Source organism: Serratia sp. X10 (assembly GCF_017811775.1).
Lineage (GTDB): Bacteria > Pseudomonadota > Gammaproteobacteria > Enterobacterales > Enterobacteriaceae > Serratia > Serratia ureilytica.
This window is the reverse complement of record NZ_JAEIOH010000002.1, coordinates 538,315-564,087: the sequence shown is the minus strand read 5'-3', so window position 1 is coordinate 564,087 and position 25,773 is coordinate 538,315. Positions and strand designations below refer to the sequence as shown.

At 61.7% G+C, this 25,773-nt stretch carries 14 protein-coding genes; 6 read left to right on the top strand and 8 right to left on the bottom strand.

What is annotated here, in order from left to right:
• Positions 1–51: 51 nt before the first annotated feature.
• A complete protein-coding gene (locus tag J9788_RS08035) occupies positions 52–669 on the top strand; it encodes a glutathione S-transferase family protein (protein WP_046896522.1) in 618 nt (205 codons plus the stop codon).
• A gap of 4 nt (positions 670–673) precedes the next feature.
• On the top strand, positions 674–1,588 hold the full coding sequence (locus J9788_RS08030; protein ID WP_046896521.1) for a pyridoxamine 5'-phosphate oxidase family protein: 915 nt from the start codon (positions 674–676) through the stop codon (positions 1,586–1,588).
• A gap of 42 nt (positions 1,589–1,630) precedes the next feature.
• Here the strand turns inward: J9788_RS08030 and J9788_RS08025 are convergent, their stop codons facing one another.
• Positions 1,631–1,846: a glycogen synthase gene (locus J9788_RS08025; protein WP_004935234.1), complete on the bottom strand. Its 216-nt coding sequence runs from the start codon at positions 1,844–1,846 to the stop codon at positions 1,631–1,633.
• Between the two features lie 211 nt (positions 1,847–2,057).
• Between J9788_RS08025 and gabD the strand changes: the two genes are divergently transcribed.
• Positions 2,058–3,533: an NADP-dependent succinate-semialdehyde dehydrogenase gene (gene gabD, locus J9788_RS08020; RefSeq protein WP_046896520.1), complete on the top strand. Its 1,476-nt coding sequence runs from the start codon at positions 2,058–2,060 to the stop codon at positions 3,531–3,533.
• A gap of 136 nt (positions 3,534–3,669) precedes the next feature.
• Here gabD and J9788_RS08015 read toward each other — a convergent pair whose 3' ends face one another.
• Positions 3,670–13,686 (bottom strand): non-ribosomal peptide synthetase, encoded by a 10,017-nt coding sequence (locus J9788_RS08015; RefSeq protein ID WP_182264228.1) that lies wholly within the window; start codon positions 13,684–13,686, stop codon positions 3,670–3,672.
• Between the two features lie 526 nt (positions 13,687–14,212).
• Here J9788_RS08015 and pqqU point away from each other — a divergent pair.
• The 3 genes from pqqU (at position 14,213) to J9788_RS08000 (ending at position 19,465) form a co-directional block, all read left to right on the top strand.
• Entirely contained in the window at positions 14,213–16,357 is a 2,145-nt protein-coding gene (pqqU, locus tag J9788_RS08010) for a TonB-dependent receptor PqqU (protein WP_046896518.1), read from the top strand.
• A 147-nt stretch (positions 16,358–16,504) separates the two neighbouring features.
• Positions 16,505–18,877, top strand: a complete 2,373-nt coding sequence (locus J9788_RS08005) for a glucose/quinate/shikimate family membrane-bound PQQ-dependent dehydrogenase (protein WP_033650791.1) — start codon at positions 16,505–16,507, stop codon at positions 18,875–18,877.
• A 408-nt stretch (positions 18,878–19,285) separates the two neighbouring features.
• A complete protein-coding gene (locus J9788_RS08000) occupies positions 19,286–19,465 on the top strand; it encodes a hypothetical protein (protein ID WP_182264227.1) in 180 nt (59 codons plus the stop codon).
• Between the two features lie 28 nt (positions 19,466–19,493).
• Here J9788_RS08000 and J9788_RS07995 read toward each other — a convergent pair whose 3' ends face one another.
• The 6 genes from J9788_RS07995 to J9788_RS07970 form a co-directional block, all read right to left on the bottom strand.
• A complete protein-coding gene (locus tag J9788_RS07995) occupies positions 19,494–20,927 on the bottom strand; it encodes an EmmdR/YeeO family multidrug/toxin efflux MATE transporter (RefSeq protein WP_182264226.1) in 1,434 nt (477 codons plus the stop codon).
• A 114-nt stretch (positions 20,928–21,041) separates the two neighbouring features.
• On the bottom strand, positions 21,042–21,440 hold the full coding sequence (gspS, locus tag J9788_RS07990) for a type II secretion system pilot lipoprotein GspS (RefSeq protein ID WP_046896516.1): 399 nt from the start codon (positions 21,438–21,440) through the stop codon (positions 21,042–21,044).
• Between the two features lie 86 nt (positions 21,441–21,526).
• On the bottom strand, positions 21,527–21,727 hold the full coding sequence (locus J9788_RS07985; RefSeq protein WP_015378375.1) for a hypothetical protein: 201 nt from the start codon (positions 21,725–21,727) through the stop codon (positions 21,527–21,529).
• A 115-nt stretch (positions 21,728–21,842) separates the two neighbouring features.
• Positions 21,843–23,978: a peptidase domain-containing ABC transporter gene (locus J9788_RS07980; protein ID WP_046896515.1), complete on the bottom strand. Its 2,136-nt coding sequence runs from the start codon at positions 23,976–23,978 to the stop codon at positions 21,843–21,845.
• Entirely contained in the window at positions 23,965–25,260 is a 1,296-nt protein-coding gene (locus tag J9788_RS07975; RefSeq protein ID WP_182264225.1) for an HlyD family secretion protein, read from the bottom strand. The genes J9788_RS07980 and J9788_RS07975 overlap by 14 nt, the downstream gene beginning before the upstream one ends.
• Positions 25,261–25,333: 73 nt before the next feature.
• Complete coding sequence (locus J9788_RS07970; protein WP_004935280.1) at positions 25,334–25,693, bottom strand: hypothetical protein; 360 nt, start codon at positions 25,691–25,693, stop codon at positions 25,334–25,336.
• Positions 25,694–25,773 lie beyond the last annotated feature (80 nt).

Here is a 25,773-nt window from a genome sequence, read left to right as displayed (position 1 = left end):
CGCTCGTTCAACGCAAGAGTATGCTGACAAAAAGCACTGAGGAGAAACGCCATGTCCACCATCACACTCTACGGCACCCCGCTTTCCGGCCATGTTCATCGCGTGGCGTTGCTGCTGCGCATGCTGGCGCTGCCCTATGCATGGGTCGAAGCCTCGGCGGACGTACGGCAGAGCGCAGCCTTCCGCCGGCTCAACCCGTTCGGCCAGATCCCGGTCTTGCAGGATGGCGATCTGACGCTGGCCGACAGCAACGCCATTCTGGTCTATCTGGTGAAGCGCTATGCGCCGGACAGCCACTGGCTGCCGGAACAGCCGGCCGCGGCGGCGCGAGTGCAGGCCTGGCTTTCCAAAGCCGCCGGTGAAGTCCGCTACGGCCCGGCGGCCTGCCGACTGATCGCCCAATTCGCGGTGCCGGAGGACTATCAGGCGGCACGGGCGGTCAGCGATCGTTTCCTGCCGCAGATGGAACAGCACCTGAGCGAGCGGGACTACCTGGCCACCGAACACCCCACCATCGCCGATCTGGCCTGCCACAGCTACGTGGCGGTCGCGGCCGAAGGCGGCATTTCGCTGTCGCCTTACCCGGCGATACGTCGCTGGGCGGCGCGCATCGCTGCACTGCCCGGCTTCTTTACCATGCCGGCCCTGCCGGAACCGGCGGGGAGCTGACGCCATGATCCCGCAACTGTTCCATCCCGATGAGCTGCGCGCACAGACGCTGGCCGGGTTTGGCGGCGTAGGCGGCGGCATCTACCCTGCGATGCCGGATCAGCACCGCGCGTTTTTCGCCGCGCTGCCCTACCTGTTCGTCGCCACGCTGGATGAACAAGGCTGGCCCATCGCCACCCTGTTCACCGGCCCGCCCGGATTTTTACGCACGCCGGACGACACGCACCTGCGTATCAGCGCATCGCGTCGCAGCGACGATCCCGCACAGGCGCTGTTGCTGCCCGGAAAGCCGGTCGGCGCGCTCGGGCTGGATTTCAGCAACCGGCGGCGCAACCGCGCCAACGGCACCGTCGGCCGCACTGACAAAAACCGGGTGGAGATCGTCGTTCAGCAAAGCTTCGGCAACTGCCCGCAGTACATTCAACGCCGCGAACTCTACCCGGTGGACAGCCGGCCGCAGCCGGTTGAGCATTTGGTCGTGCTGGATGCGGCGGCGCAGGCGCTGATCCGCGCCGCGGACACCTGCTTCGTCGCCAGCTGCGCGCATCTGGCGCTGGCGCAGGGCGGCGTCGATATTTCCCATCGCGGCGGCCGCCCCGGCTTTATCCATCTGGAAGACGACACGCTGTGGATGCCGGACTTTCGCGGCAATCGCTACATGAACACGTTGGGCAATCTGCTCGCCGAACCGCGGGCGGCCCTGCTGTTCATCGATTTTGAACGCGGTGACGTGCTGCATCTGCAGGGGGAAACGCAAATCCTCTGGCAGGCTGACGGCCATCCCGGCGTCGAAGGGGCGGAACGCTATTGGCGGTTTGACGTGCGCCGCGCCTGGCGTTTTGCGGCGGCGTTGCCGTGGCGAGGGCGCAATCTGGAGTATTCGCCGGCGACGCTGGCGACCGGGGTGTGGCGCCGCTGAGCTGAAATGAAAAGCCCCGCGGCGGCGGGGCTGGATCGGAAATTACAGGCTGTGTTCGGCCGCCGATGCGGCCTGATAAAGCTGACGAAAATAATTCAACCGCGCAAAGAACAGGCGGCTTTGCTGCTCCGACATATTGCCGGCCACCTGCCCGGCGTCAATCTGCCGCCCTTGCCATTCCATCAGGGCGATGCTCGACGCCAAAAAATCCATTTCGCTGCCGTAGGCCGCGAGATGTCTGTCCACTGATTTCATCATTCGCACACTCCTTTTAATCACATCGAAAAGGGTCATATGCCTGCTCTTTCAGTATCGACCCGACGGCGGATATTTTTTGTACAGAAGATGCGCAGTGAGAAAACGGCCATCTTGTCGTCGCGTCGGCAAACGGCGGCGGCAAAGTTTGCTAGGGTAAAGGGTAGCCGTATGGAATAGACCACTCCGTTGAACTCAGCAAAGGAAGAGACTCATGAGCATCAGTATCCGCGCCACCCTCAAGGATCCCACGCTGTTCCGCGAGGCCAACTACATCGACGGGCAATGGTTGCCGGCCCAGGAAGGCCGTTCGATCGCCATTCATAATCCCGCCAACGGCGAGCTGGTCGGCCACGTGCCGGCCTTCGGCGCCGAAGAAACCGCTCGCGCCATCGCCGCCGCAAAGAAAGCGCTGCCCGCCTGGCGCGCGCTGACCGCCAAAGAGCGCGCCGGCAAACTGCGGCGGCTGTTTGAGCTGATGATGGAAAATCAGGAAGATCTGGCGCGCATCATGACGGCGGAACAGGGCAAACCGCTGGCCGAAAGCCGCGGTGAAATCGCCTATGCCGCCTCCTTTATCGAATGGTTCGCCGAGGAAGGCAAGCGGGTGTATGGCGACACCATTCCACAGCCGCAGACCGGTCGCCGCATCATCGTGCAGAAAGAGCCGATCGGCGTGTTCGCCGCCATCACCCCATGGAACTTCCCGGCGGCGATGATCACCCGTAAAGCCGGCCCCGGCTGGGCCGCCGGCTGCACCGGGGTGATCCGTCCCGCCAGTCAGACGCCGTTCTCGGCGCTGGCGATCGCCGTGCTGGCGGAGCGCGCCGGGTTGCCCGCCGGGGTGTGCAACGTGATAACAGGCCCCAGCAAAGGCATCGGCGGCGAACTCACCGCCAACCCGGACGTGCGTAAACTCTCCTTCACCGGCAGCACCGAAGTGGGGGCGCAGCTGCTGGCCCAGTGTGCGCCCACCATCAAGAAAACCAGCATGGAGCTGGGCGGCAACGCGCCGTTTATCGTGTTTGACGACGCCGATCTGGACGCCGCCGTGGCCGGCGCGGTCGCTTCGAAATACCGCAACGCCGGCCAGACCTGCGTCTGCACCAACCGTTTTCTGGTGCAAGACGGCGTATACGATGCCTTCGCCGCCAAACTGAAAGCCGCCGTCGCCAAGCTGAAAGTCGGCAACGGCCTGGATGACGGCGTCACCATCGGCCCGTTGATTAACCCGGACGCGGTGGAGAAAGTGCGCGAGCATATCGCCGACGCGGTCGAGCACGGCGCCTCGGTGCTGCTGGGCGGCAAGCCCGACGCGCTGGGCGGCAATTTCTTCAGCCCGACCATCCTGACCGACGTGCCGCGCACGGCGAAAATCTTCCGCGAGGAGACGTTCGGCCCGGTGGCGCCCCTGATCCGCTTCAGCCAGGAAGCCGACGCCGTCGAACTGGCCAACGACACGCCGTTCGGCCTGGCCGCTTACTTCTACAGCCGCGACATCGGCCGGGTGATGCGCGTGGCCGAAGCGCTGGAGTACGGCATTGTCGGCATCAACGAAGGGCTGATCTCCACCGAGGTGGCGCCGTTCGGCGGCATGAAACACTCCGGTTTGGGCCGTGAAGGCTCAAAATACGGCATCGAAGACTATCTCGAGATCAAATACCTGTGCCTCGGCGGGCTGGGCGCTTGATGCGGTCGCTATTCATATCGGCTGCCGCTGACGCGCGCAGAGGAAAGCGACCGCGTTAGTCCTCGCCTTCCTCGGCCCCTGCGCCGCAATTCGTGGCTTGCCGGCTCCGCCTGCCTGTACGGAGCCGGTGAGCCAATCAGGCGTCCTGATTGAGTGCGTTGCCGATCGCCTCCTCACACTGCAAGATATTATGGTGGTGACATGCCAGCGGGATAATCTTGAGCTGCGCGCAAACCGCGCCCAGCCCATTATCTTCCAGCGCCAGCAGCGGCGCCGTTATCGCCTCCGGTAACTGCGGATTACCCTCCGTCGCCTTAAACAGCGTCACTTTCGTGGTCTGCAATCGGCGGCTCAGCCTTCCCTCTGACAGCCGCCGCTCCGCTTGCCCGGCGCCCATGGCGCGTGTCGCCGCCTCCCCCTCGATGCCCAGCGCAGGCAGCAGTCGCTCCAGCGGCAGCTCCGCCGTGGTCTGCCGATAGAAGCTGTCCAGCAGATACAGCTGCACGTTACGGCAACCGCGCGCCTCCAGGCGAGCGGCGATCTCCAGTGCGATGATGCCCCCCAGCGACCAACCGAGAATGCGCACCGGCCCGGCGTCTTGCAGCAGGCCGGCGGCAATCATGTCGTTCAGATACCGTTCGGCCAGCTCGCCGAGCGAGTCGATGGTCGGTTGATGGTAAAGATTGTGGTTATCGACGCCATAGCAATTGAGTCGCCCTTGCAACGGCTGAGCGAAAGCATGAAACGCCTCCGCGCCTACCAGCGCCGGGTGGATCATCCACACCGCGGGCACGCCGTCTGTCCGGCGGTTAAGCGGCATGACCAAACGGCGCTCGTTGGCGGCCAGCAGATTTTTCAGGGTGCGGCTTTGCAACAGCTGCACCACCGGCACCGGCGCGCCCATCAGCGCCCCCATGCCGACGCACAGGGAGATCGCCTTGATCGAGGTGCCGCCCAGCAGGAAGAAATCGTCCGTCATGCCGACCTGCTCGCACTGCAGCGCCTCCTGCCACAATCCACACAACTGCTGCTCCAGCGCGTTCGCGGGAGCGACATAGGCCTGCGGCGCATTCGCCGTCGGCGCCGGCAACGCCTTGCGATCCAGCTTGCCGCTGGAGTTGTACGGCAACGCTTCCAGCCGCACCAGCGCCGCAGGCAGCATGTATAGCGGCAATTGCCCGCTCATAAAGGCCAGCAGCGCCGACTCCTCCAACGGCGCCTCACTGACGTAATACAGCGCCAGAAGCTGCCGATGCGCCTCTGACAGCACCACGGCGCAGCAGGATTTGATCGCGCCGAACGCCAGCGCACATTGCTCGACCTCCCCCAGCTCGACGCGGTAGCCATTGATTTTCACCTGAAAATCCATACGGCCGAGAAACTCCAGATTGCCGTCCGGCAAATAGCGCCCGGCATCGCCGGTGCGATAAAGCCGCTCCCCCAATTCCGGATGGTAGATGAATTTTTCCTCGGTCAGCGACGGATTGCGGTAATAGCCGCGCGCTACGCCGGCCCCACCGATGTACTGCTCCCCCGGTAAGCAGGGCGGCAACACGCGCAGATGGCGATCCAGCACATAGAAACGCTGATGAGCCATCGCCCGGCCATAAGGCACGCTGGGCGCCAGGATCGGCGTTTGCGGAATATCGTACAAAATCGACCAAATGGAGCTTTCGGTCGCGCCCCCGGCGCTGACTACCCGGCACCCTGGCTGCCATTGGCGAATGCGCGCCGGCAGTGAACGCGAGATCACCTCGCCCACCAGCACCACGTTGCGCAGATGCGGCCACTGCGCCTGCGACGCGGCGGACTCCAGCTGCTCCACCAGCAGCGCCATCACCGAAGGCGCGGAATTCCAGAAGGTCACCCCCTGAGTCATCAACAACCGATGCCACGCCTCCGGCTGATAGCGTTCGGTTTCGGACGGCATCACGATGGCGCCGCCCACCGACAGCAGGCCGAAAATATCGAACACTGAAATGTCGAAGCTCAGCGCGCTGAGCGCCAACCCGCGATCGTCCGCGCCGAGTTCCAGCTGGTGCAAGGTATCGATGATGCTGTTCACCGCGCCGCGATGTTCTATCGCCACCCCTTTCGGCGTGCCGGTAGAACCGGAAGTGAAGATCACATAGGCCAGCGCGGAAGGCGCCGGCAAGACCGGCTCACCCGGCGCCGCCGGCGGTAACGCGTTGACCGCACCTTGCGGATCGATCGTCAACAGTCTGGCGTCACCGTGGGCCGCCCACGCCCGGCTGCTGAGGATAATCCGGGTCTGCGACTGCGCGACGATATCCAGACGGCGGCGTTCCGGCCAGGCGCCGTCCAGCGGCAAATAGGCCTTGCCGGCCATCAGGATCGCCAGCACCGCAATGATTTGCGCCCGCCCTTTGTCCACCATCACCGCGATGGTGTCGGCGCGCATATCCGCATGCTCGCGCAGCTGCAACGACAGCGCCAACGCACGCCGATACAGCTCACCGTAGTTCAGCTCACCCCATTCATCGACGATCGCTACCCGCTGCGGATGGCGCTCGGCCTGACGGATAAAATCATGATGGATGGCGCGTTCGAAATCGTAGGCCGGCGGACAGGATTGACGGAAGGCGCGCTGCCGCGCCGTTTCACTCGCCGATACCAGCGCCAACTGACTGACGCGCTGCTCGCCGTGATTGACGATCTGCGTGAGGATCGTCAGATAATACTCACCCAACAGCGCCAGCGTGGCCGGTGCAAACAGGGCGGTGGCATAGTTGAAGATCGCCCTGCCGCCTTGCGGCGCCGACTGGATGCTCAGCGTCAAATCGAATTTGGCCGCCTGATAGTGGGTCAACAGATCCTGCGGCACCAGCCAGGCCGGCGCTTCACCCGCCTCTTCCAGCGCGAACAGCGTCTGAAACAGCGGATGGCGCGACAGATCGCGCGGCACCTGCAGCAGTTCAATCAACTGATCCAACGGTAAATTCTGATGCCGCTGCGCCTGCAGCACGCCGTCAAAGACCCGATGCACATAATCGTTCAGCGACGCCGCATCGTCTATTTGCGAGCGCAACGGCAGCGTATTGACGAAGAATCCGATCGCCGAGCGGGTCTCAACCACCGGCCGGTTAGCGACCGGCGTGCCGACCAGAATGTCTTGCTGGCCGCTGAAGTAACCGAGCAGCAGCTTAAAGGCCGCAAGATACAGCGCAAACGGCGTGACACCTTGCCGCCGGGCGAACTGCGTCGCCTGCATCGTCAGGACCTCCGGCAGCGCGATGACGTGATTGGCGCCGCGATGATCGAAGCGCGCCGGCCGCACGAAATCGAGCGGCATCTCCAGCGCCTGCCACCCATCCAGCGCTTGTCGCCAATACGCTTTCGCCTCATCCGCCAGCGCGGAGTCCAACCAGCGCTGCTGCCAGACGGCATAGTCGCCATACTGCAGCGGCAACGCCGCCAGCTCAGCCTCCCGCCCTTGCCGCTGCGCCTGATACAGCGCATCCAACTCCTGCAGCAGCACCGGCTGCGACCAGCCGTCAAACGCCAGGTGGTGCACCAGGATCAGGCTGTAAGTCACCCGCCCGCCATCAGGCTGCGCCACCTGGTAAACGCTCGCCCTGATCGGCAACTCCGCCTCCAGGGCAAACGGCCGATCGATATCCTGCCGCAGTCTGTCCGGCCAGCTCGCCGCCTCCAGCTCCACGCGCTCCAGCGAAAGCGTTTGTTCACAGGCACGGGCGACGGCGAGTTGGGACGGCTTCTGGGCAATCAGGCTGTGCAACACCTGATGCCGGGCGACGATCGCCTGCAGACTGCGCTCGTAAGCCGTCAGACAGACCTCCTCGCCGAGACGGAACAGCATCGGCACATGATAAAGATTGCCGCCGCCGTTCAGGTTCTCGATAAACCACAGCTGCAGCTGTGAAGCGGAGAGCGGATACTCGCGTTGCCGCAGCGGCGGGATCGACATCGGCGCGGCGCCCTGCCCCTGCCGCAACAACGCACGGCACAATGAACGGATCGTCGGGAACCGGCCCAGCTCGCTCAACGTCACCTCGATCCCCAACCGTTGACCGATCTGGTAACAGGCCTGGATCGCCAGAAGGGAATTGCCGCCCAGCGAGAAGAAATTGTCCTCCACGCCGATATCCTGCCGCTGCAACAGATCGCGCCACACTGCCAGGCAAGCGTTCTCCCGCTCGTTCTGCGCCGCGACGAACTCGCGCGCTGCTCTTTTCGGCGCCGGCAACGCCTGTCGGGCTATCTTGCCGTTTTCGGTCAGCGGCAGCTGTGCCAGCTGCATCAGCGCCTGCGGCACCATGTAAGGAGGCAGTTGGCTGCTCAAATGCTGCGCCAAATCCTGCGGGGCGATCGCCTCATCGGCAACGAAGTAAGCGGCCAGACAGGGCTGAGGGTCGGTGATGAGCACGCAACAACAGGCGGTCACCCCCGGATAACCGAGCGCGGCATGCTCTATTTCACCCAGCTCGATGCGGTAGCCGTTCAGCTTGACCTGCTGATCGAGACGCCCCAGGAACTCCACATTGCCGTCCTCAAGCCACCGACCCGCGTCGCCGGTGCGATACACCCGCTCCTGCAGCTCCTCATGCCAGAAGAAACTCTCGGCGGTGCGTTGCGGATCGCCGTAATACCCGCGCGCCAACCCTTCACCGGCCAGATAGATCTCCCCGCGCACGCCCGGCGCCGCGAGCCGTCGTTCGGCATCCAGAATGTAGCAGCGCTGGTGCGGCAACGGTTTGCCGTAAGGAATGCTGACCGAGCGAATTTTCTCGCCTCGCGGCACCTCATACAGCATGGTGAAGATCGCCGCCTCCGTCGCGCCGCCGGCGCTGCAGAAGCGGACGTGCGGCGCCCAGGCCAGGCAGCGTTCCGGCAGCGAGGTGGCGATCCAGTCGCCCCCCACCATCACCGCCCGCAGCGCCGGCGCAGGCCCGGCCGCCAGCCCCGCGCCGTTTACATAGTCCAACAACAGCTCCATCAGGGCCGGTGCGCTCAACCATTGCGTCACTCGATGTGTCATCATCAGCTGATACCAGGCTTGCGGATTGACCCGATCTCGCTCGGCCGGCATCACAACCGCGCCGCCCGCGCTCAACGGGCTGAAAATATCGAAGATCGCCAGATCGAAGCTCAACGCGCTGAGCGCCAGGCTGCGATCCCGCTCGTTGAACCCGAAATACTGCCGAACGCCTTCCAGCATGTTCACCGCGCTGCGATGTTCGATCGCCACGCCCTTGGGCGTGCCGGTCGAACCCGAAGTGAAAATGATATAGGCCAGGCTGTCAGCACCGGCCTCCACCGCCGGCAGACGCCTCTCCGGCAGCGGCAACTGCGCCGCCAGCCCGCCGGCATTCAGTTCGACCAGGTTGATCTCGTCGCAGGCCCAGGGCGCATCGCTGAGCAACGTATTGATGCCGGCCTGCGCCATCACCTTCAGCCGCCGCTGCGGCGGCCATGTCGCCTCCATCGGCAAAAACGCCTTGCCGCACATCAGCGCCGCCAACAGGGCGATCGGCTGCCGGCGCCCCTTGTCGGCGACGACGGCGATGGCGTCGCCGGTCATCTTGCCCTGCACACGCAGTTGAGTGGCCAGCGTTAACGCCGCCTCGTGCAGTTCGCCGTACGTCATTTCCCCCTGCGCGTCGATCACCGCGACGGCCCGCGGATTGCGCTGCGCATGCCGCACGAAATCCTGTTGCAGGCAGCGTTCAAACGCATAGCTAAAGGCCGGCGCCGCAGGCAGCGCCGGGCTCTGCGGCTGCAGACGAATATTTTCCAGCGGCCAGTCATCGTGGCGCGCCATCTGTTGCAATAGGGCGAGATAGTAGCCGGCCAACCGATCCATCGACGCTTTGCTGAACAGCGCCGACGCGAAGTTGAAGCGCGCGCGCATCTGCTCCCCCTGCGGCGTCAGCGTGAGCGTCAGATCGAACTTGGCGGTGCGCTCATCAGCGCTCAGATCGACCACCGACAGCCAGTCCGGACGCGCCGGTGCGCCGCTCTCGCCCTCCAGCGCGAACATGACCTGGAACAGCGGATGCCGCGAAAAGTCGCGCGGCAGCGCCAGAGCGTCCACCAGCGCCTCCAGCGACAGCGTCTGATGCTGCTGCGCCCGCAGCGTCGTGGCCGCGACCTCTCGCACAAACTCGGCGACGCCCTGACGCGGGTCGATCTGCCGGCGTAAAGGCAGCGTATTGACAAAGAATCCGATCAGATTCTCCAGCTCAGGGCGATTGCGGTTCGCCAGCGGCGTGCCCACCATCACATCGTTCTGGCCGCTGTAGCGGGCAAGCAACAGCATGAACCCCGCCAGCATCACGGCATGCAGCGTAACGCCCTCCCGGCGCGCCAACGCCTCCAGCGCCTTCACCAGCGCCGCCGGCAGCGACACTTCGCTGTTGTCGCCGCGTACGTCGAAGACCGCCGGCCGCAAAAAATCCACCGGCAGCGAGAGCGGCTGCCAGCCCGCCAGCTCTCGCCGCCAAAAGGCCAATTCGTCGGCCCGGCGCTGCACATTTTCCGGCGCGTGTTGCCAGCAGGCATAGTCGAGGTATTGCAACGCGGGCTCCCGCGGCGCAGGCGGCGCGCCCCGATAGCGCGCGTCCAGCTCCTGCAGCAGCACCTCAAGCGACCAACCGTCAAAGACGATGTGATGGAACACCAACAGACAAACGGCCGTTTCCCCGCCCGCCGCATCGCGGTAACGGTAGCGCGTGGCGCGCAGCGGCAGCTCGCGCGTCAAATCCATCGGCCGGCTGCAGGCCTGCGCCAGCGCCATGTCAAACTCAGCGCCGCTCACCGTCAGCAAAGGCACCGGCAGCACGGCGTCGCTGACCCACTGGCTGGCTTCGCCCCGCTCATTCTGGCGAATCAGGCTACGCAGGATCTGGTGGCGCTCGACGATCGCCTGCAGACAGTCCGCAAAACGTTGGTCATCGATGTCCGGCGCCAGCCGCAGCAGCACCGGCGACAGATAGTGCGTGGCGTCCGCCGACAGTTGCTGAACAAACCACAATCGCGACTGCTGAAGCGACAGCGGCCCCTCCCGCAGCCCGCTGGCGAGGATGGGCGGCTCATCCGACGGCGCCTGCCGTTGAGCGGCGATATGCTCGCTCAGCGCGGCCACCGTCGGATGCTGATTCAACGTCAGCACCGAGATCTTCGCCCCCGGCAGTTTATTCACTTCGTGACACAGCCTGATGGCCATAATGGAGTTGCCACCGAGGCGGAAGAAGTTGTCGTCCATGCCGACATGGCCGCCCAGCAGCCGATTGAACAGCGCAAAAAGCTGAGTCTCCAGCGGCGTTCCCGGTTGGCGAAACGCCGTTTGCCGCTCGATCGGCAGCGGTTCCGGCAATGCCCGGTAATCGACCTTGCGGCTCACCGTCAGCGGCAGCGCCGACAGCGCCGACAGCGCCGACGGCAACATATAATGCGGCAGCTGCGCCGCCAGGCGTTGCAAGATGTCGCCGGCCTGCGGCGTCGCGCCGGGCTTCGGCACATACCAGGCCGCCAGTTGGTCCGTCGTGCCGGGGCGCAGGGTCACCACCGCCTCGGCCACCTCGGGCAGCGCGCGCAGCTGCATTTCGATCTCGCCCAACTCGATGCGATAGCCGTTGATCTTGATCTGCTGGTCGTGTCGTCCAAGATAGTCCAGGCTGCCGTCGGCCAAGCGCCGTACCCGGTCGCCGGTGCGATACAGGCGCCGGTAAGGCTCACGCAGTTCAAAAGGATTGGCGACGAATGCGGCTGCCGTCAGCGCCGGCAGCTTCAGGTATCCGCGCGCCAGGCCGACGCCGGCCAGACACAGCTCGCCCTCCGCCCCCAGCGGCATTAGATTGTCATGCTCGTCAACCACATAACAACGCATATTGGCGATGGCGTGGCCGATATTGCGCGCGCCGTTGCGGCGATAAATATTCAGACTGGCGCTGACCGAAGCCTCGGTCGGGCCGTACAGATTGGCAACCTGCATGCCGCAGGCCAGGTAATGGTCGAGCGCCTCCTGCGCGGTCGCCTCGCCGCCGGTCGCGAGATAGCGCACCGAAGCCGGCAAGTCAGGCAAGGTGCCAAGCAGCGCCGGCGGCAGGAAACAGGCTTCGATGCCCCAGGCCGCCATTTGCCCGCACAACAGCGCCGGATCGCGCCGCTGCGCCTCGCCCGCGATAAACAGCCGGTGGCCGTTGCTCAGGGCCATGAACACTTCAAACACGTGCGCGTCAAAGGCCAGCGACGCGAACTGCAGGCAGTTGAGCGCGCCCGATTCATTGCGCAGCAAACGCTGCGTATGGCCCCGCACCATGTTGGCAGCGCCCCGGTGTTCGCACAGCGTGCCTTTCGGCCGCCCGCTGGTGCCGGAGGTGTAAATCACGTAGGCCAATTGCCGGGCTTCGACATTCGGCAGGCTCGCGGCATCCGCATCGGTAAGCGATTCCTCCGCCGCCAGGCAAACGCCGTCCGGCGCCAGTCGCTGCGCCGCCCCTTGCAATGCGCTTTCCGTCAGGACGATGGGGCTGTTCACCTCTTGCAGAATATATTCCAGGCGCTGCGCCGGCGCCGCGGGATCCAGCGGCACATAGGCGCCGCCCGCCTTCATGATGGCCAGCATCGCCACCACCGCTTCCGCGCTGCGCTGCAGATACAGCGGGATCAGCGTCTCTGACGGCATGGCGGCGCCGCGCAACCGGCGATATTCTTCCCTCAGCCGTATCGCCAGGCGATCGCTGCGCTGCGCCAGTTGGCGGTAGCTGAGCGAACCGTTGGCATCGGTTACGGCGATGCGCTCCGGATGACGGCGCGCCTGGCGAGCCACGCCGTCGAGCAGTGTCGCCCCTGGATCGGCCGTGTCCGGCTCGCTATCCCAGGCGTCGCAGCAGCGTAAAACCTGCTGCGCCGTGAGCTGCGGCCACGCGGCTATCGGCGCGTCCGGTTCGGTTAGCGCACGCTGCAATAGCCCGAGATACTGCTCCGCCATCTCCGCCATTTGCGTGGCATCGAACAGATCGGGCCGATAACGCAGGCGAAACTCAAAGGCCTGCTCGGTCGGCTGATACTCCAGCAGCAGTTCCGAACCGGCCAGATCGACGTTGTAACGGTGATTGACGCCGATGCGGCAACCGTCAAGCGCCAGCGGCGCATCTTTCAGGTAAGCCTGAGTGAAATTGACGTTCAGCTCGCGCACCGGGCTGAGGTTCAGCATGTCATAAACCGGCAATTGGCTGTGCCGCAGCTTGCCCGTCGCCTTGAGCGCTTTGCTGTAGGCCAGCGTCGCGCGGTACAGCTGGTTGAACGTGGCTTCCGGGGCGAGCGTTAAGGGAAACACCGCGGTGTTGACCTGGGCGCCGAAGAACAGCGGCTCGCCGCCGTCCGGCGCGACGGGATAACCGATATGCACCGTGTCCTGCGCGGATTGCCGGGCGATCAGCAACGCCCACAGCGTTTTGAATATCAGGAAGGGGTTGGCATACCTGACGCCGGACTTCAGCGCCTGCCACTCGGCGAACGACAACGTAAAGCGCACTTCGCCGGCGCCGGGGGCTTCGGGGGCTTCGCCGGGGAGATAAGGCAACGCTACGCGCGGGGCGCATTCGGCCAACCGGTCGCCCCAGAATGACGCGGAAGCGAAGTCCTGCTTCAACGCCGCGATATCCGCCTCATAGCGCCGGTACAATCGACAAATGTCCGTTTTATCCGCCTGCGGCGGCGCCACGGCCGCCCCGCGATTGTAATAGGCGGAAACGGCGTTGTAGAACTCCTGGCCGGACAGGCCGTCGATCAGGATATGATGAACGACAATGATCAAATTATAGCGCTGCGGCGCCAGCTCAATCAGGTAGAAGCGGCACAGCGGCCCCTCCCGGAGATCGAACGGCGTATTGATTAATTTGCCGACATCGCAATCGGCATCAAGCGTTTCCAACGTAATTTTCTTCTCCGTCTTTACCCAGCGTAATTGCGGCGAGCTGTCGTCGAGGACATGGTGAAACAGAATATAGTCCCGGCACACCCCGTCGATCGCCGCGCGCAGTCGATCGACGTCCAGCGCCCCCTCAATGGTCTGATCCAGCACCAGGTTGTACTCGCAGGAGTGTGGATTGAGGACGTATTCATTCCAAAACGTGTGGGTATAGGGTGAAGCGATGATCGCGCCCATGAATCAATTCCCTTTTAATATATTCCAATAATATATGAATAGATATTTATGCATGGCATAAATACCGTGATGGTTATGCGATTGAGCTGTTAGGCGAAAACTTAAAAACATAATAGCGAATATTATTTTATTTTTATAAAAAATAAAGCCACAAAAACACAAATAAACTAAAACCAACCAAAACAATGACATAAAAAAATAATTTATCATTTAAAAATGATTATTGGCTTTTCATTCATAAATAAAATAACTATTGCAAACAAATTAAAAACAAAGATAGGAATATATTTAATATAAATAAATCTAATTTAAAGGCATCGCAGGAAAAGCGATAAAAAAGAGAATCTTCTTAAATGAAAACACGCATCTTTCAGTTGCGCTATTCCAAAGCGTACGGTGTCGGAATATCCTATACTCGTTGCAGGATGCAGTTTCCCTCCCATTGAATGCCAGTACAGGGAGTCACAAATGGCTATTTTCGCCCACTTGCGGGCAATTTTTTCAGCATTATTGGCAGAATTATCTGATGAATAAAAAACGTCCCGTCTTGACCCCGGCAACCCTGTTATTGCTGCAGCCGGTCTGCATCGGTTCGGCCCTGGCAGCGGATCAGAAAGACAGCGATACGCTGGTGGTAATGGCGCAACCCATCGGATTGACCGAGCTGGGATCGCCGGTGTCCGTCAGCGTGATCGACGGCCAGGACCTGCGCAACGCCGCACCGCAGATTAACCTGTCGGAAAACCTTGGCAGCGTGCCGGGTCTGCAGCTTCAAAACCGGCAAAACTATGCGCAGGATCTGCAGCTGTCGATACGCGGATTCGGCAGCCGATCGATGTTCGGCGTACGCGGGGTGCGCATGTACGTCGACGGCATTCCCGCCACCATGCCCGACGGCCAGGGACAAACCTCCAACATCGACATCAACTCCGTCGAGCGCATCGAGGTGCTGCGCGGCCCCTATTCCGCGCTGTACGGCAACGCTTCGGGCGGGGTGATCAACGTTGACACCCAGACCGGCGCCCAGCCGCCAACGCTGGAGGCCGGCAGCTATTTCGGCAGCGACAACACCTGGCGCTACGGGGTGAAAGCGACCGGCGCCACCGGCGACGGCACCCAGGCCGGCGACGTCAACTACGCTATCTCCGGCACCCGCTTCACCACTCAGGGCTATCGCGATCACAGCGCCGCGCGGAAAAACCTCGGCAACGGCAAGCTCGGCGTGCGGTTGGACGACGTCAGTACCCTGACGCTGATGTTCAACAGCGTCTCCATTGACGCCGGCGATCCGGGCGGCCTGACCGAAGCGGAATGGAAGGAAAACCCGCGCCAGGCGCCGCGCGCGGATCAATACAACACCCGCAAGTCGCTCGATCAGACCCAGGCCGGCCTGCGCTATCAGCGCCAGATGAGCGAGCGCGACGAACTGACGCTGACCGCCTACCACGGCGAGCGCCACACCACGCAGTACCAATCCATTCCACGCGGGCCGCAGCTCAACCCTACCCACGCCGGCGGGGTGATCGTGCTGGAAAGAAAATATCAGGGCATTGACACTCGCTGGAAGCATGAGGATACTCTCGCCTCGTTACCGGTAACACTGATCGGCGGTCTGGATTATGAAACCATGACCGAACGCCGGCAGGGGTTTGAAAACTTTATTCTGCGAGACGGCACAGTGGACTACGGCGAGAAAGGCGACCAGCGGCGCAACGAGAAAAACCGCATCTGGAACCTGGATCCTTACCTGCAAACCTCTTGGCAACTGACGCCGCACTGGACGCTGGACGCCGGCCTGCGCTACAGCACGGTCAGCTTCGACTCGACCGACTACTACATCACGCCGCGCAACGGCGACGACAGCGGCAGCAAACGCTACCACCAGTGGCTGCCGATGGGCTCGCTCAACTATAAAATCAATCCGGCGTGGAACGTTTATCTCTCAGCCGGCCGCGGCTTTGAAACCCCGACCATCAACGAACTCTCCTACCGCCCCGACGGCCAGGCCGGCCTGAACATCGGTCTGCAGCCGTCCACCAGCGACACCGTCGAACTGGGCAGCAAACTGCGCCTCGGCAACGGCCTGGTAAGCGCCGCCCTGTTCCAGACCGATACCGACAACGAGCTGGTGGTGGCGGAAAGCAGCGGTGGGCGCACCAGCTACGCCAACGCCGGTAAAACCCGGCGGCGCGGCCTGGAACTGGCTCTGGATCAAGAGTTTGCGCTGGACTGGCGCCTGCATATGGCCTGGACGCTACTGGACGCCACCTACCGCAGCGAAATGTGCGGCAAAGCCGTTTGTACCCCGGCCCAAACCATTCCCGCCGGCAATCGCCTGCCGGGCATCGCCCGCAACATGGGCTACGCCTCGCTGGCCTATGCCCCGCCGGAAGGCTGGCACGCCGGCGCGGAGCTGCGCTACATGAGCGACATTCAGGCCAATGACGCCAACAGCGCGCAGGCACCCTCTTACACCGTGGCCGGCGTAAACGCCGGTTATCGCTTTACCTGGAACCGCTGGGCGCTGGACGTGTTCAGCCGGGTGGACAATGTTTTCGATCGCCGATACGTCGGTTCGGTGATCGTCAACGAAGGCAACGGCCGCTACTTCGAGCCGGCGCCGGGGCGCAACTGGGGTGGCGGCGCCACCTTGTCTTATCGCTTTGAATAAGGCAAAGCACCTTAAGGTTAAAAAACGGGATGGGTTTTACGTCACCCTAGCGGCTTCTCGCTGAAATAATAGGGAGAAACCGCGTGTTTTTTCCGATTTGGCTTAATCTCTAAATCGGGGACTTTCATTTTTGGTAAGGGTATTGCTATGCAAAATAAAGCGTCACTATCGCCGCTTATCGTCATAACGGCGCTGTTTGCCGCGCTGAGCGGGCTTTATCTGCTCGGCGGCGGCATCTGGCTGGCCAAGTTGGGCGGTTCGCTGTATTACATCATCGCCGGGCTGGTGCTGCTGGCGACTTCCTGGCTGCTGTTCCGCCGCCGCGCCACCGCGCTGCTGCTGTACGCGGTATTCCTGCTGGGCACCACGATTTGGGCCCTGTGGGAAGTGGGCCCGGACTTCTGGGCGCTGACGCCGCGCCTGGACGTCACCTTCTTCTTCGGCCTGTGGCTGGTGTTGCCGTTTATCTACCGCAAGCTGGTGGCCAACGGCAAATTCGCCTACGGCGCGCTGAGCGCGGCGCTGGCGATCACCGTCATCGCGCTGGCCTATGCCGTGTTCAACGATCCGCAAGAGATTAACGGCACCCTCGACGCCGCCCAGGTACAACCGAAAGACGCCACCGGCGCCGACTGGCCGGCCTATGGCCGCACCCAGGAAGGCACCCGTTACTCGCCGCTGAGCCAGATCAACGACAAAAACGTTGGCCAGCTGCAAGAGGTTTGGCGTTTCCAGACCGGCGATCTGAAGACCGCCAACGATCCGGGTGAGATCACCAACGAAGTCACACCGATCAAGATCCGCGATACCCTTTACATGTGTACGCCGCACCAGAAGCTGTTCGCGCTGGATGCCGCCACCGGTAAAGAAAAATGGAAGTTTGATCCGCAGCTGAAATACAACCCAACCTTCCAGCACATCACCTGTCGCGGCGTGTCTTATCACGAAACCGCCGCAGCCGCAGGCGCCGCCGGCGACGCCGCTCCGGCGATGTGCGCACGCCGCATCATTCTGCCGGTCAACGACGGCCGTCTGTTCGCGCTGGACGCCGAAACCGGCAAACCCTGCCCGGACTTCGCCAACAACGGTGAGCTGAACCTGCAGAGCAATATGCCTTATGCGACGCCGGGCCACTACGAGCCGACCTCGCCGCCGGTGATCACCGATAAAGTGATCGTCGTCGCCGGCGCCGTGACCGACAACTACTCCAACCGCGAGCCTTCCGGCGTGATCCGCGGCTTCGACGTCAACAGCGGCAAGCTGCTGTGGGCCTTCGATCCGGGCGCGAAAGATCCGAACGCCATCCCGGCGGACGAGCACCACTTCGTGCCGAACTCGCCGAACTCCTGGGCGCCTGCCGCCTATGACGCCAAGCTGGATATCGTTTACCTGCCGATGGGCGTTTCCACTCCGGACATCTGGGGCGGCGATCGCACCCCGGAAATGGAACGCTACGCCAGCGGCCTGTTGGCGCTGAACGCCTCCACCGGCAAACTGGCCTGGTTCTATCAGACGGTCCACCATGACCTGTGGGATATGGACGTGCCGGCGCAGCCGACCCTGGCGGACATTACCGACAAGAGCGGTAAAAAAGTGCCGGTTATCTATGTGCCGACCAAAACCGGCAACATCTTCGTGCTGAACCGCACCAACGGCGAACTGGTGGTGCCGGCGCCGGAGAAACCGGTACCGCAGGGCCCGGCCAAGGGCGATCGCCTGTCACCGACCCAGCCGTTCTCCGAGTTGACCTTCCGTCCTGAAAAGAAACTGACCGGCGCCGACATGTGGGGCGCGACCATCTATGATCAGCTGGTCTGCCGCGTGATGTTCCACAGCCTGCGTTATGAAGGCACCTTCACCCCGCCTTCCGAGCAGGGCACGCTGGTGTTCCCGGGTAACCTGGGCATGTTCGAATGGGGCGGCCTGGCCGTCGATACCGATCGCGAAATCGCCATCGCCAACCCGATCGCGCTGCCGTTCGTCTCCAAACTGATCCCGCGCGGCCCAGGCAACCCGATTGAGCCGCCGGAAGGCGACAAAGGCGGCAGCGGCACCGAGTCCGGCGTACAGCCGCAGTATGGCGTGCCGTTCGGCGTCACCCTGAACCCGTTCCTGTCGCCGTTCGGCCTGCCGTGCAAACAGCCGGCCTGGGGTTACATTTCCGCCGTGGATCTGAAAACCAACGACATCGTCTGGAAAAAACGCATCGGCACCGTGCGCGACAGCTCACCGTTGCCGCTGCCGTTCAAAATGGGCATGCCGATGCTGGGCGGCCCGGTGACCACCGCCGGTAACGTGTTCTTCATCGGCGCCACCGCTGACAACTACCTGCGCGCCTTCAGCGTGACCAACGGTGAAAAACTGTGGGAAGCGCGCTTGCCAGCCGGCGGCCAGGCGACGCCGATGACCTATGAGGTCAACGGCAAGCAGTACGTGCTGATCTACGCCGGCGGCCACGGTTCCTTCGGCACCAAGCTGGGCGACTACGTGGTCGCTTACGCCCTGCCCGATCAGAAGTAACCGCCGCCGTTAGTACCCCGCAAAGCACGCCGCAAGGCGTGCTTTTTCTTTTCCCGCCCCGCCGGCTCCCCCCTCGCAATACCCTTAATTTTTTCACTCTCATTATTGATAATGGTTATCATTCGCAATATTATACCTCTGCGGCCCCGGCAGCGGCTGCGATCCTCTCCAGCTTAATGGGCAATACAACGATCGGCCGCCTTCGGGCGGCCCTATTCGGAGGCGCATGGTCGACCATACTCGGAAGCATCGAAAGAAGATTCTGCAAGCGGCGGTGAAAACGCGACGCGCCGGCCTGACGTTCGCGCCGGCGTCACCAGCCACGTCGCCCTTTATCGGCCAGCACCGCCAGACGCAAGCCGTGCTGATACACCTGATCGGCCATGATGACGCCCAGGAGGAACATGAATGAACCTGCAGCCCTTTACCGCCATGCTGATGTTCGCCTATGTGCTGCTGATGGTGCCGCTGCTCTACGTCATCGACAGCCGCCTGAGCGCCAGCAGGCTGGTGCGCAAAGCCACGCAAAACCTCATCATCATCGCCTTGACGCTGTTGTTCTTCAGCGCGATGACGCTGCTGTATTGACCTTGCCGCGGCTGTCGGCGGCGGATCGTCACCCGGCGTCCGGCCGCTTTGCCCGCGGATATTTCCACAGCCAGCGCCCGCTGACCATGCGCCAGTAGAATAAGGCGCCACGCACCGCCCAATCGAGGAACATCCCCAACCAGACGCCCACCACGCCCATGCCCAGTTCGATGCCCAGCGCGTAGCCGGCCACCACGCGGCACCCCCACATGCCGAGCATCGTCACCCACATGGCGAAACGGGCGTCGCGCGCGCCTTTCAACCCGGCGGGCAAGACCCAGGAAGCGGCCCAGATCGGCATAAAGGCGGCGTTGAGCCAGATCAGGGTTTTCACCACCGTTTTCACATCATCCTGCGAGGTGTAAAACGCGGCGAACACCCCGGCCAGCGGCGCGGTGCCCCAGGCGATGGCGGTCAGCCCAAGGGTCGACAGCCAGAAAATATGGCGCAGCTGCCGCTCCGCCTGGCCGATCTCGCCTTTGCCGAGCCGCCGGCCGACGATAATGGTCGAGGCCGATCCCAACGCGTTGCCCGGCAGGTTGATCAACGAAGCGATGGAGAAAGCGATAAAGTTACCGGCGATCACGTTGGTGCCCATGCCGGCGACAAACATCTGCGTCAACAGCTTGCCGCCGTTAAACAGTACCGACTCCACGCTGGCGGGAATGCCGATCCCCAACACTTCCCACAGGATGCTCATCTTGAGCGGCGTGAAATAGCTTTTCAACGTGATGTGCAGCGCCGGATTAAAGCCGATCGCCAGCACGTAGAGGATGGCGATGGCGCCGATATAGCGGGAAATCGTCAGCCCCAGCCCGGCGCCGACGAACCCCAGGCCATGCCAGCCCAGCATGCCGTAAATCAGGATGCTGCTGATGATGATATTGAGGATATTCATGCCGCCATTGATAAGCAGCGGGATCTTGGTGTTGCCCGCGCCGCGCAGGGCGCCGCTGCCGATCAGCGCAATCGCCGCCGCCGGATAGCTCCACACCGTGGTTTGCAGGTAAGAGAGCGCCAGCGCTTTCACCTCCGGTGAGGCCGCGCCGGCGATCACATCAATGATAGGCTCGCCCGCCAGGTGAATGCCCGCCGCCAACAGCAGCGCCACGCCGGTCATCAGCACCAGCGACTGACGCGCCGCCGCCCGCGCCCGCCGGCGATCGCGCTTGCCGAGGCTGAAGGCCACCACAACGGTGGTGCCGAGATCCACCGCGGCGAAAAAGGCGATGATCACCATGTTGAAACTGTCCGCCAGCCCCACCCCGGCCATCGCCTCTTTGCCGAGCCAACTCACCAGAAAGGTGCTCAGCACCCCCATCAACAGAACGCAGGCGTTCTCCAGAAAGATGGGCACCGCCAGTGGCGTGATCTCGCGCCAGAACAGCACGCGGTAGCTTTTCCGTTTGGCGTACCAGCGCGTATTTTCCACGCGCTGACGCAGTGCGGCATACAGGTTCAAGATGGGCTCGATGGGTAAAAGTGAAACATCATTTCAAATGATGATCGATAAATCGTTATCCTGCAAAGAATTTTGGGGCGCCCGTGGCGAGCGCCCAACAGGCGCAGCGTAGCGCTACTCCATGTAGTCTTCCTGATCGGCCTGCGCCGCCGCGATAAAGCGGGCGGTGCTGCGGCTGAGCGCAGCGCATTTTTCCGTCAGCAGCTGATTGCCCTGTTGCAGGGTCAGGTAACGCGCCTGGGTAAGCGCCGGCAACTGCCGATACCCGGCCGCCTGCGTGTCCCAGCCGCGGCGCTGCGCCGCGCGCATTGCGGTGCGCTGCAGCTTCACGTCGTCCGGTATCTCGCTGCGCCCGCAGTCCACGCGCAGGAAGTGTCCGCCGGCCAGCATCGAAGCGATGTGATCCAGCTGCGCCTGCAGCGGCGGCGCCGGTTTATGCGCCGTCTGCTGACAACCGACGAGTAGCAGCAATGCCACCGCGCCGCAAAGAGACGTGCGAAACAGAGTAGACATGGGGGCTCCGGGAAAACCTGTGGGTGATGAGATGATCTTAGGTGAGCGGACGTCGGGCGGCAAGGCGAGCAGCACGCGCGGCCCGCTTAACGTCGGCCGCTGCTGACCTTGGTGGCGCGGGCGGGGTTGCCGGCGACGAATTCCAGCGTGGGGGAATAGTAAAACGGCAGCCAGGCGTTATAACCGCTCTCCCACTCCCATTTGACCGGGCAAGGCCACAGCATGTCTTCATGCAGGATGTAATAGATCCACCGCCCGGGCGGGCGGCGCGGTTTGCGCGTTTTCATAGCGGGTTCAACGGCCTGATGGAATGCGATAGGGTCAACTGCTGCATTTTACCGCGATTTTCACCGTGGGGACAGCCTGCATTGCCGGCTTCGCCCCGGCGCCGGCAAGCGCCCTTTATTCACCGCCGCCTGCCGGCGTGCCGCTCTCGGCCCCCAGCACCACCACCCTGTCGGCCGAGTCGATGGTCGACTTTCTGTGGGCGACGATCACGCGCGTAATATTCAGCGAAGATATCGCCCGGTTGATCGCCGACTCATTCTCAACGTCCAGATGGCTGGTCGCTTCATCCATAAACAGTACGCTCGGGCGGCGATAGAGGGCGCGCGCGATAAACAGACGTTGCTTTTGCCCGCCGGAGATGCCGTTGCCCAACTCGCCGATCAGGGTTTCGTAGCCCATCGGCATCTGCATGATTTCATCGTGGATATTGCTGTGGATCGCGCAGGCCATGATCAGCTCTTTATTGGCATTGACCTCAAACCCGCTGATGTTTTCCGCAATGGACCCGGAGAACAGCCGGTCGTCCTGCAGCACGCAGGCGATCGCGTTACGGTAGTTATTCACCCCGACTTTATGGATATCCATCGCGTCGGCCAAAACCTGGCCGGAAGTGGGGCTGAGCAAACCGCACATCACCTTCAGCAAGGTGGTCTTGCCCGCGCCGGAGGCGCCCACGACGGCCACGCTTTCGCCGGCCGCAATGCGCATGTTCAGATCTTTGAAGATCGGCCGCGACAGCGCGTCATATTGATACGTAAGATTTTTTACCTCAATGGCAATCCCCGTGCCCGAGGGGAAAACCTGTCGCGGCGCGGACTCCGTCTCCGCATCGGTAAAGACGATGTCGGATATCCTCTCATTGTGCAGCGACAGCATGCGCAAGCCGATCGCCAGGTCGATCAGGCTCGAGGCCCGCTGAGAGAACTGGCCGCGATAGGCATTGAATGCCATGAACATGCCGAGCGTCATGGAGTTGTCGATGACCATCATGGCGCCAAGCCACAGGATCGCCACCTGATCGAGCGTCGTGATAAAGGTATTGATCCCACCGAACATCATATTGAATCGGGTGATTTTGATATTGGTATTGGCGGCGTCGACGTTCAGATTGAGCCAATAGCTGGAGCGCGTTTCCTTGATGCCCAGCGCCTTGACGGTCGAGATGCCGTACAGCGTCTCCATGAAATGCGAGTTGGCCTTGGCCGCCTTGACGATCTGCTCCTCCGAGAATTGACGGTAGGTTCTGTAAGTCATCATCCTGATGAGGATGTAGATCAGAGTGAAGCCCGCCACGACCCAGACCAGCCAGCCGCCGTAGACCATCATCATCGCGAACAGCCCGACCGTCATGATGCCGTCGATGATCCCGCTGACGATATTATTGGTAAAGGTGGTTCTGATCGCATCCAGCGAGGAAAAGCGCGATTGAATGTCCCCCAGGTGCCGTTTTTCGAAAAAATCCAGCGGCAGCTTCATCAGGTGTTCAAACAGCGTCGTCTTCCACTGAATATCGGTCAGCGTCCCGAGCACGATGGAGATCCAGGCCCTGGCGATGCTGACCACCGCGCGGAACAAGGTGAAGAAGATCAGCCCCAAACAGATGACCGTCAGCAGGCTGTAGTCATGCGCCTGAATGACATGGTCGGTCACCAGTTGGGTTCCCACCGGCAGCAGCAGGTTGACCGACTCGATGACTATCGATAACGCAAAGATCTTGAGCAGCGTCCCCGGCAGACCCTCGATGTTTTTCATCAAATCCAGCAGGCGCAAACGGGTCTTGAGGGTCTCTTTTTGAAAGGCCCTGTCGGGCCACAGCTCCAACGCGATGCCGGTAAAATGATTCGACATCTCCTGCAGCCCGATCACTCTGCGCCCGAAGGCCGGATCGTGAATGACAAAACCAGCGCGCTGCACCTTAACCAACACCACGAAGTGATTCATATTCCAGTGCAGTATGCAGGGCGTTTTCAGCTGATTGATTTCGTCGATGTCCAAGGACAAGGCGCGCGTCTTCAGCTGGATTTGCGACGCGATTTGAGAGATCGTCCCCAGGGTCGCACCCTGGGTGGAAATGCCGAAACGCTGCCGCAGGCTCAGCATGTCCACATTAAACCCGTAATAGGAGGCGATCATGGCGAGGCACGCCAGGCCGCACTCCGATGACTCCGACTGCAAGATGCTCGGCACCCGCTTGCGCAGTGAGAATGTTAACTTCTCGTTGATCCGTTCAAAGAGATTATTGTCCTTCATCGACTCGCCCCACAACGCTGTTTTTTATGTCATACAAAGGCGCGACCGCCCACTGATAAAGCGGTTTCTTATCCAGGAAGACGATGACCCTGGCCTGCAGCCCGCTGCTGATTTCGAGATATTTGCCTTTATCGCTGAATTGCGTGTCGCTGATGGACGCCAGCACTTTGTAGTAGGCGTTCCTCTCCCTTTTATTTCCGCTGCTGTATTCCGACATTTCCTGCGGGGAGGCGGGGACCGACGAGATGGATTCTATTTTTCCCGGAAACTGACCGAATTTATCCGACGGGAAGGCTTCATAGCGAATGTTGATGCCATCGCCGATTTTCACGTAGGGCAAACTGTTATTCGGCAGCCATAAAACCAGATAATATTTGATGTTATCAATCGGCTTGATTTGCGCCAGACTGCTGCCGCTCTCGACCACCTGCCCGGTGGTCACGCTCAGCGACTCGATTTTCCCCTTGAGCGGCGCTTTGATAATGACTTGGCCGCCGGCATTGGACTCCGCCAGCTGGCGTTGTAAATCACTGCGTTGCGATTCGCTTTGCGATATCTGATTGTCGTAATCGGCGGCGCGAATCAGCAAATCGCTGCGCAACTGCGACAGTTGAATATTTTGCTGGATCTTTTGGCTGTAGAGCGCCTGATACGAGCTTTGCTGTTGTTGAAAGAGCGAGCGCTGATAATTTAACTGATCTTTGGTGATCAGGCCTTTCGTCAAATAGTGCTCGTAATTTTTCAGGCTATCGCGCATTTTATCCATCCCCTCTTTGGCGCTGAGGTTCAGTTTCTCGGTTTCTTTATAGGCGTTTTCATAGCTATTAATCTGTTTGCGCAAATTATCCAGCATGGCGGTTTTATTTTTATTCAGCTTGCTGATTATCGAATCCAGATTGCTAATCTGTTTGCTTATTTCGCTGGCCGCGATATGGCTGACATTGCCGGACGTGGTGCTTCTCGAGACATCAATCACATACAGCGGCTCGTCCTTTTCCACGACGTCACCGGCTTTATGGAATGCCTGGCTCACGTAACCGTATTGGGAGGAAAACACATTGGTGGAATGCGGGATGCTGATCACCTCGCCTTCAACATCGACCCGGCGCGTGTACTCGCAAAAATAGAGCGCGCCCGCCAGGATCAGAATAAAAGTGAAACAGGTGGCGGCAATCACATGGCTCGACGCGCCGGAAATTAACAGCGCCCTGCCGGTCCATCTTTGACGTTGATAATTGACCGCCTCCTGGCGGAAAATATTCCTGCTCTTATTATCACTCATAGGAAGAACCTGCGCTTGCCTGACCGGGAGACAGCCGCAGCGAGAACGCTGCGGCTTTGTACCGCGTATGGATTTAGCTGATGGTGCCGTTAATCAGCCCATCGAGGCCTTTTTTGGAGTATTCCAGCGTGGTGTCCCAGCCAATAACGGCTGCGGCCACGCCGCTGGCTACGCCGCCCAGGATGCCGCCGGCGACCATGCCGACGCCCTGGCCAATCGAGCCGACGCCCAGCAGGCCGCCGCCGTCGCCGCCGTGCTTACCGCCGATGACGGCGCCCGCCATACTGCCCACGGAGGCGCCCAGAGCGATGGATGAAACGGCTTCCGCGGCATTGGAGACGGCGCTGCCAATCAGCCCCGACAGTCCATTGCTCATATCCCAGGAATAAGCGCCTGACACTTCATTCATTTCGATAACAGACAGTTCTTTCATTGGTTAATCTCCATATTTAAACGGACAAACACTGCCATACATGCGTGTTGTCATTGCATTGGCATCGGCCTGCAGCGCCT

Coding starts and splice junctions, on each gene's coding strand:
- gspS (WP_046896516.1), bottom strand. CDS start 21,440: ATGTCTACTCTGTTTCGCACGTCTCTTTGCGGCGCGGTGGCATTGCTG.
- J9788_RS08015 (WP_182264228.1), bottom strand. CDS start 13,686: ATGGGCGCGATCATCGCTTCACCCTATACCCACACGTTTTGGAATGAA.
- J9788_RS08035 (WP_046896522.1), top strand. CDS start 52: ATGTCCACCATCACACTCTACGGCACCCCGCTTTCCGGCCATGTTCAT.
- J9788_RS07975 (WP_182264225.1), bottom strand. CDS start 25,260: ATGAGTGATAATAAGAGCAGGAATATTTTCCGCCAGGAGGCGGTCAAT.
- J9788_RS07985 (WP_015378375.1), bottom strand. CDS start 21,727: ATGAAAACGCGCAAACCGCGCCGCCCGCCCGGGCGGTGGATCTATTAC.
- J9788_RS08005 (WP_033650791.1), top strand. CDS start 16,505: ATGCAAAATAAAGCGTCACTATCGCCGCTTATCGTCATAACGGCGCTG.
- J9788_RS08025 (WP_004935234.1), bottom strand. CDS start 1,846: ATGATGAAATCAGTGGACAGACATCTCGCGGCCTACGGCAGCGAAATG.
- J9788_RS07980 (WP_046896515.1), bottom strand. CDS start 23,978: ATGAAGGACAATAATCTCTTTGAACGGATCAACGAGAAGTTAACATTC.
- J9788_RS07970 (WP_004935280.1), bottom strand. CDS start 25,693: ATGAAAGAACTGTCTGTTATCGAAATGAATGAAGTGTCAGGCGCTTAT.
- pqqU (WP_046896518.1), top strand. CDS start 14,213: ATGAATAAAAAACGTCCCGTCTTGACCCCGGCAACCCTGTTATTGCTG.
- J9788_RS08030 (WP_046896521.1), top strand. CDS start 674: ATGATCCCGCAACTGTTCCATCCCGATGAGCTGCGCGCACAGACGCTG.
- gabD (WP_046896520.1), top strand. CDS start 2,058: ATGAGCATCAGTATCCGCGCCACCCTCAAGGATCCCACGCTGTTCCGC.
- J9788_RS08000 (WP_182264227.1), top strand. CDS start 19,286: ATGAACCTGCAGCCCTTTACCGCCATGCTGATGTTCGCCTATGTGCTG.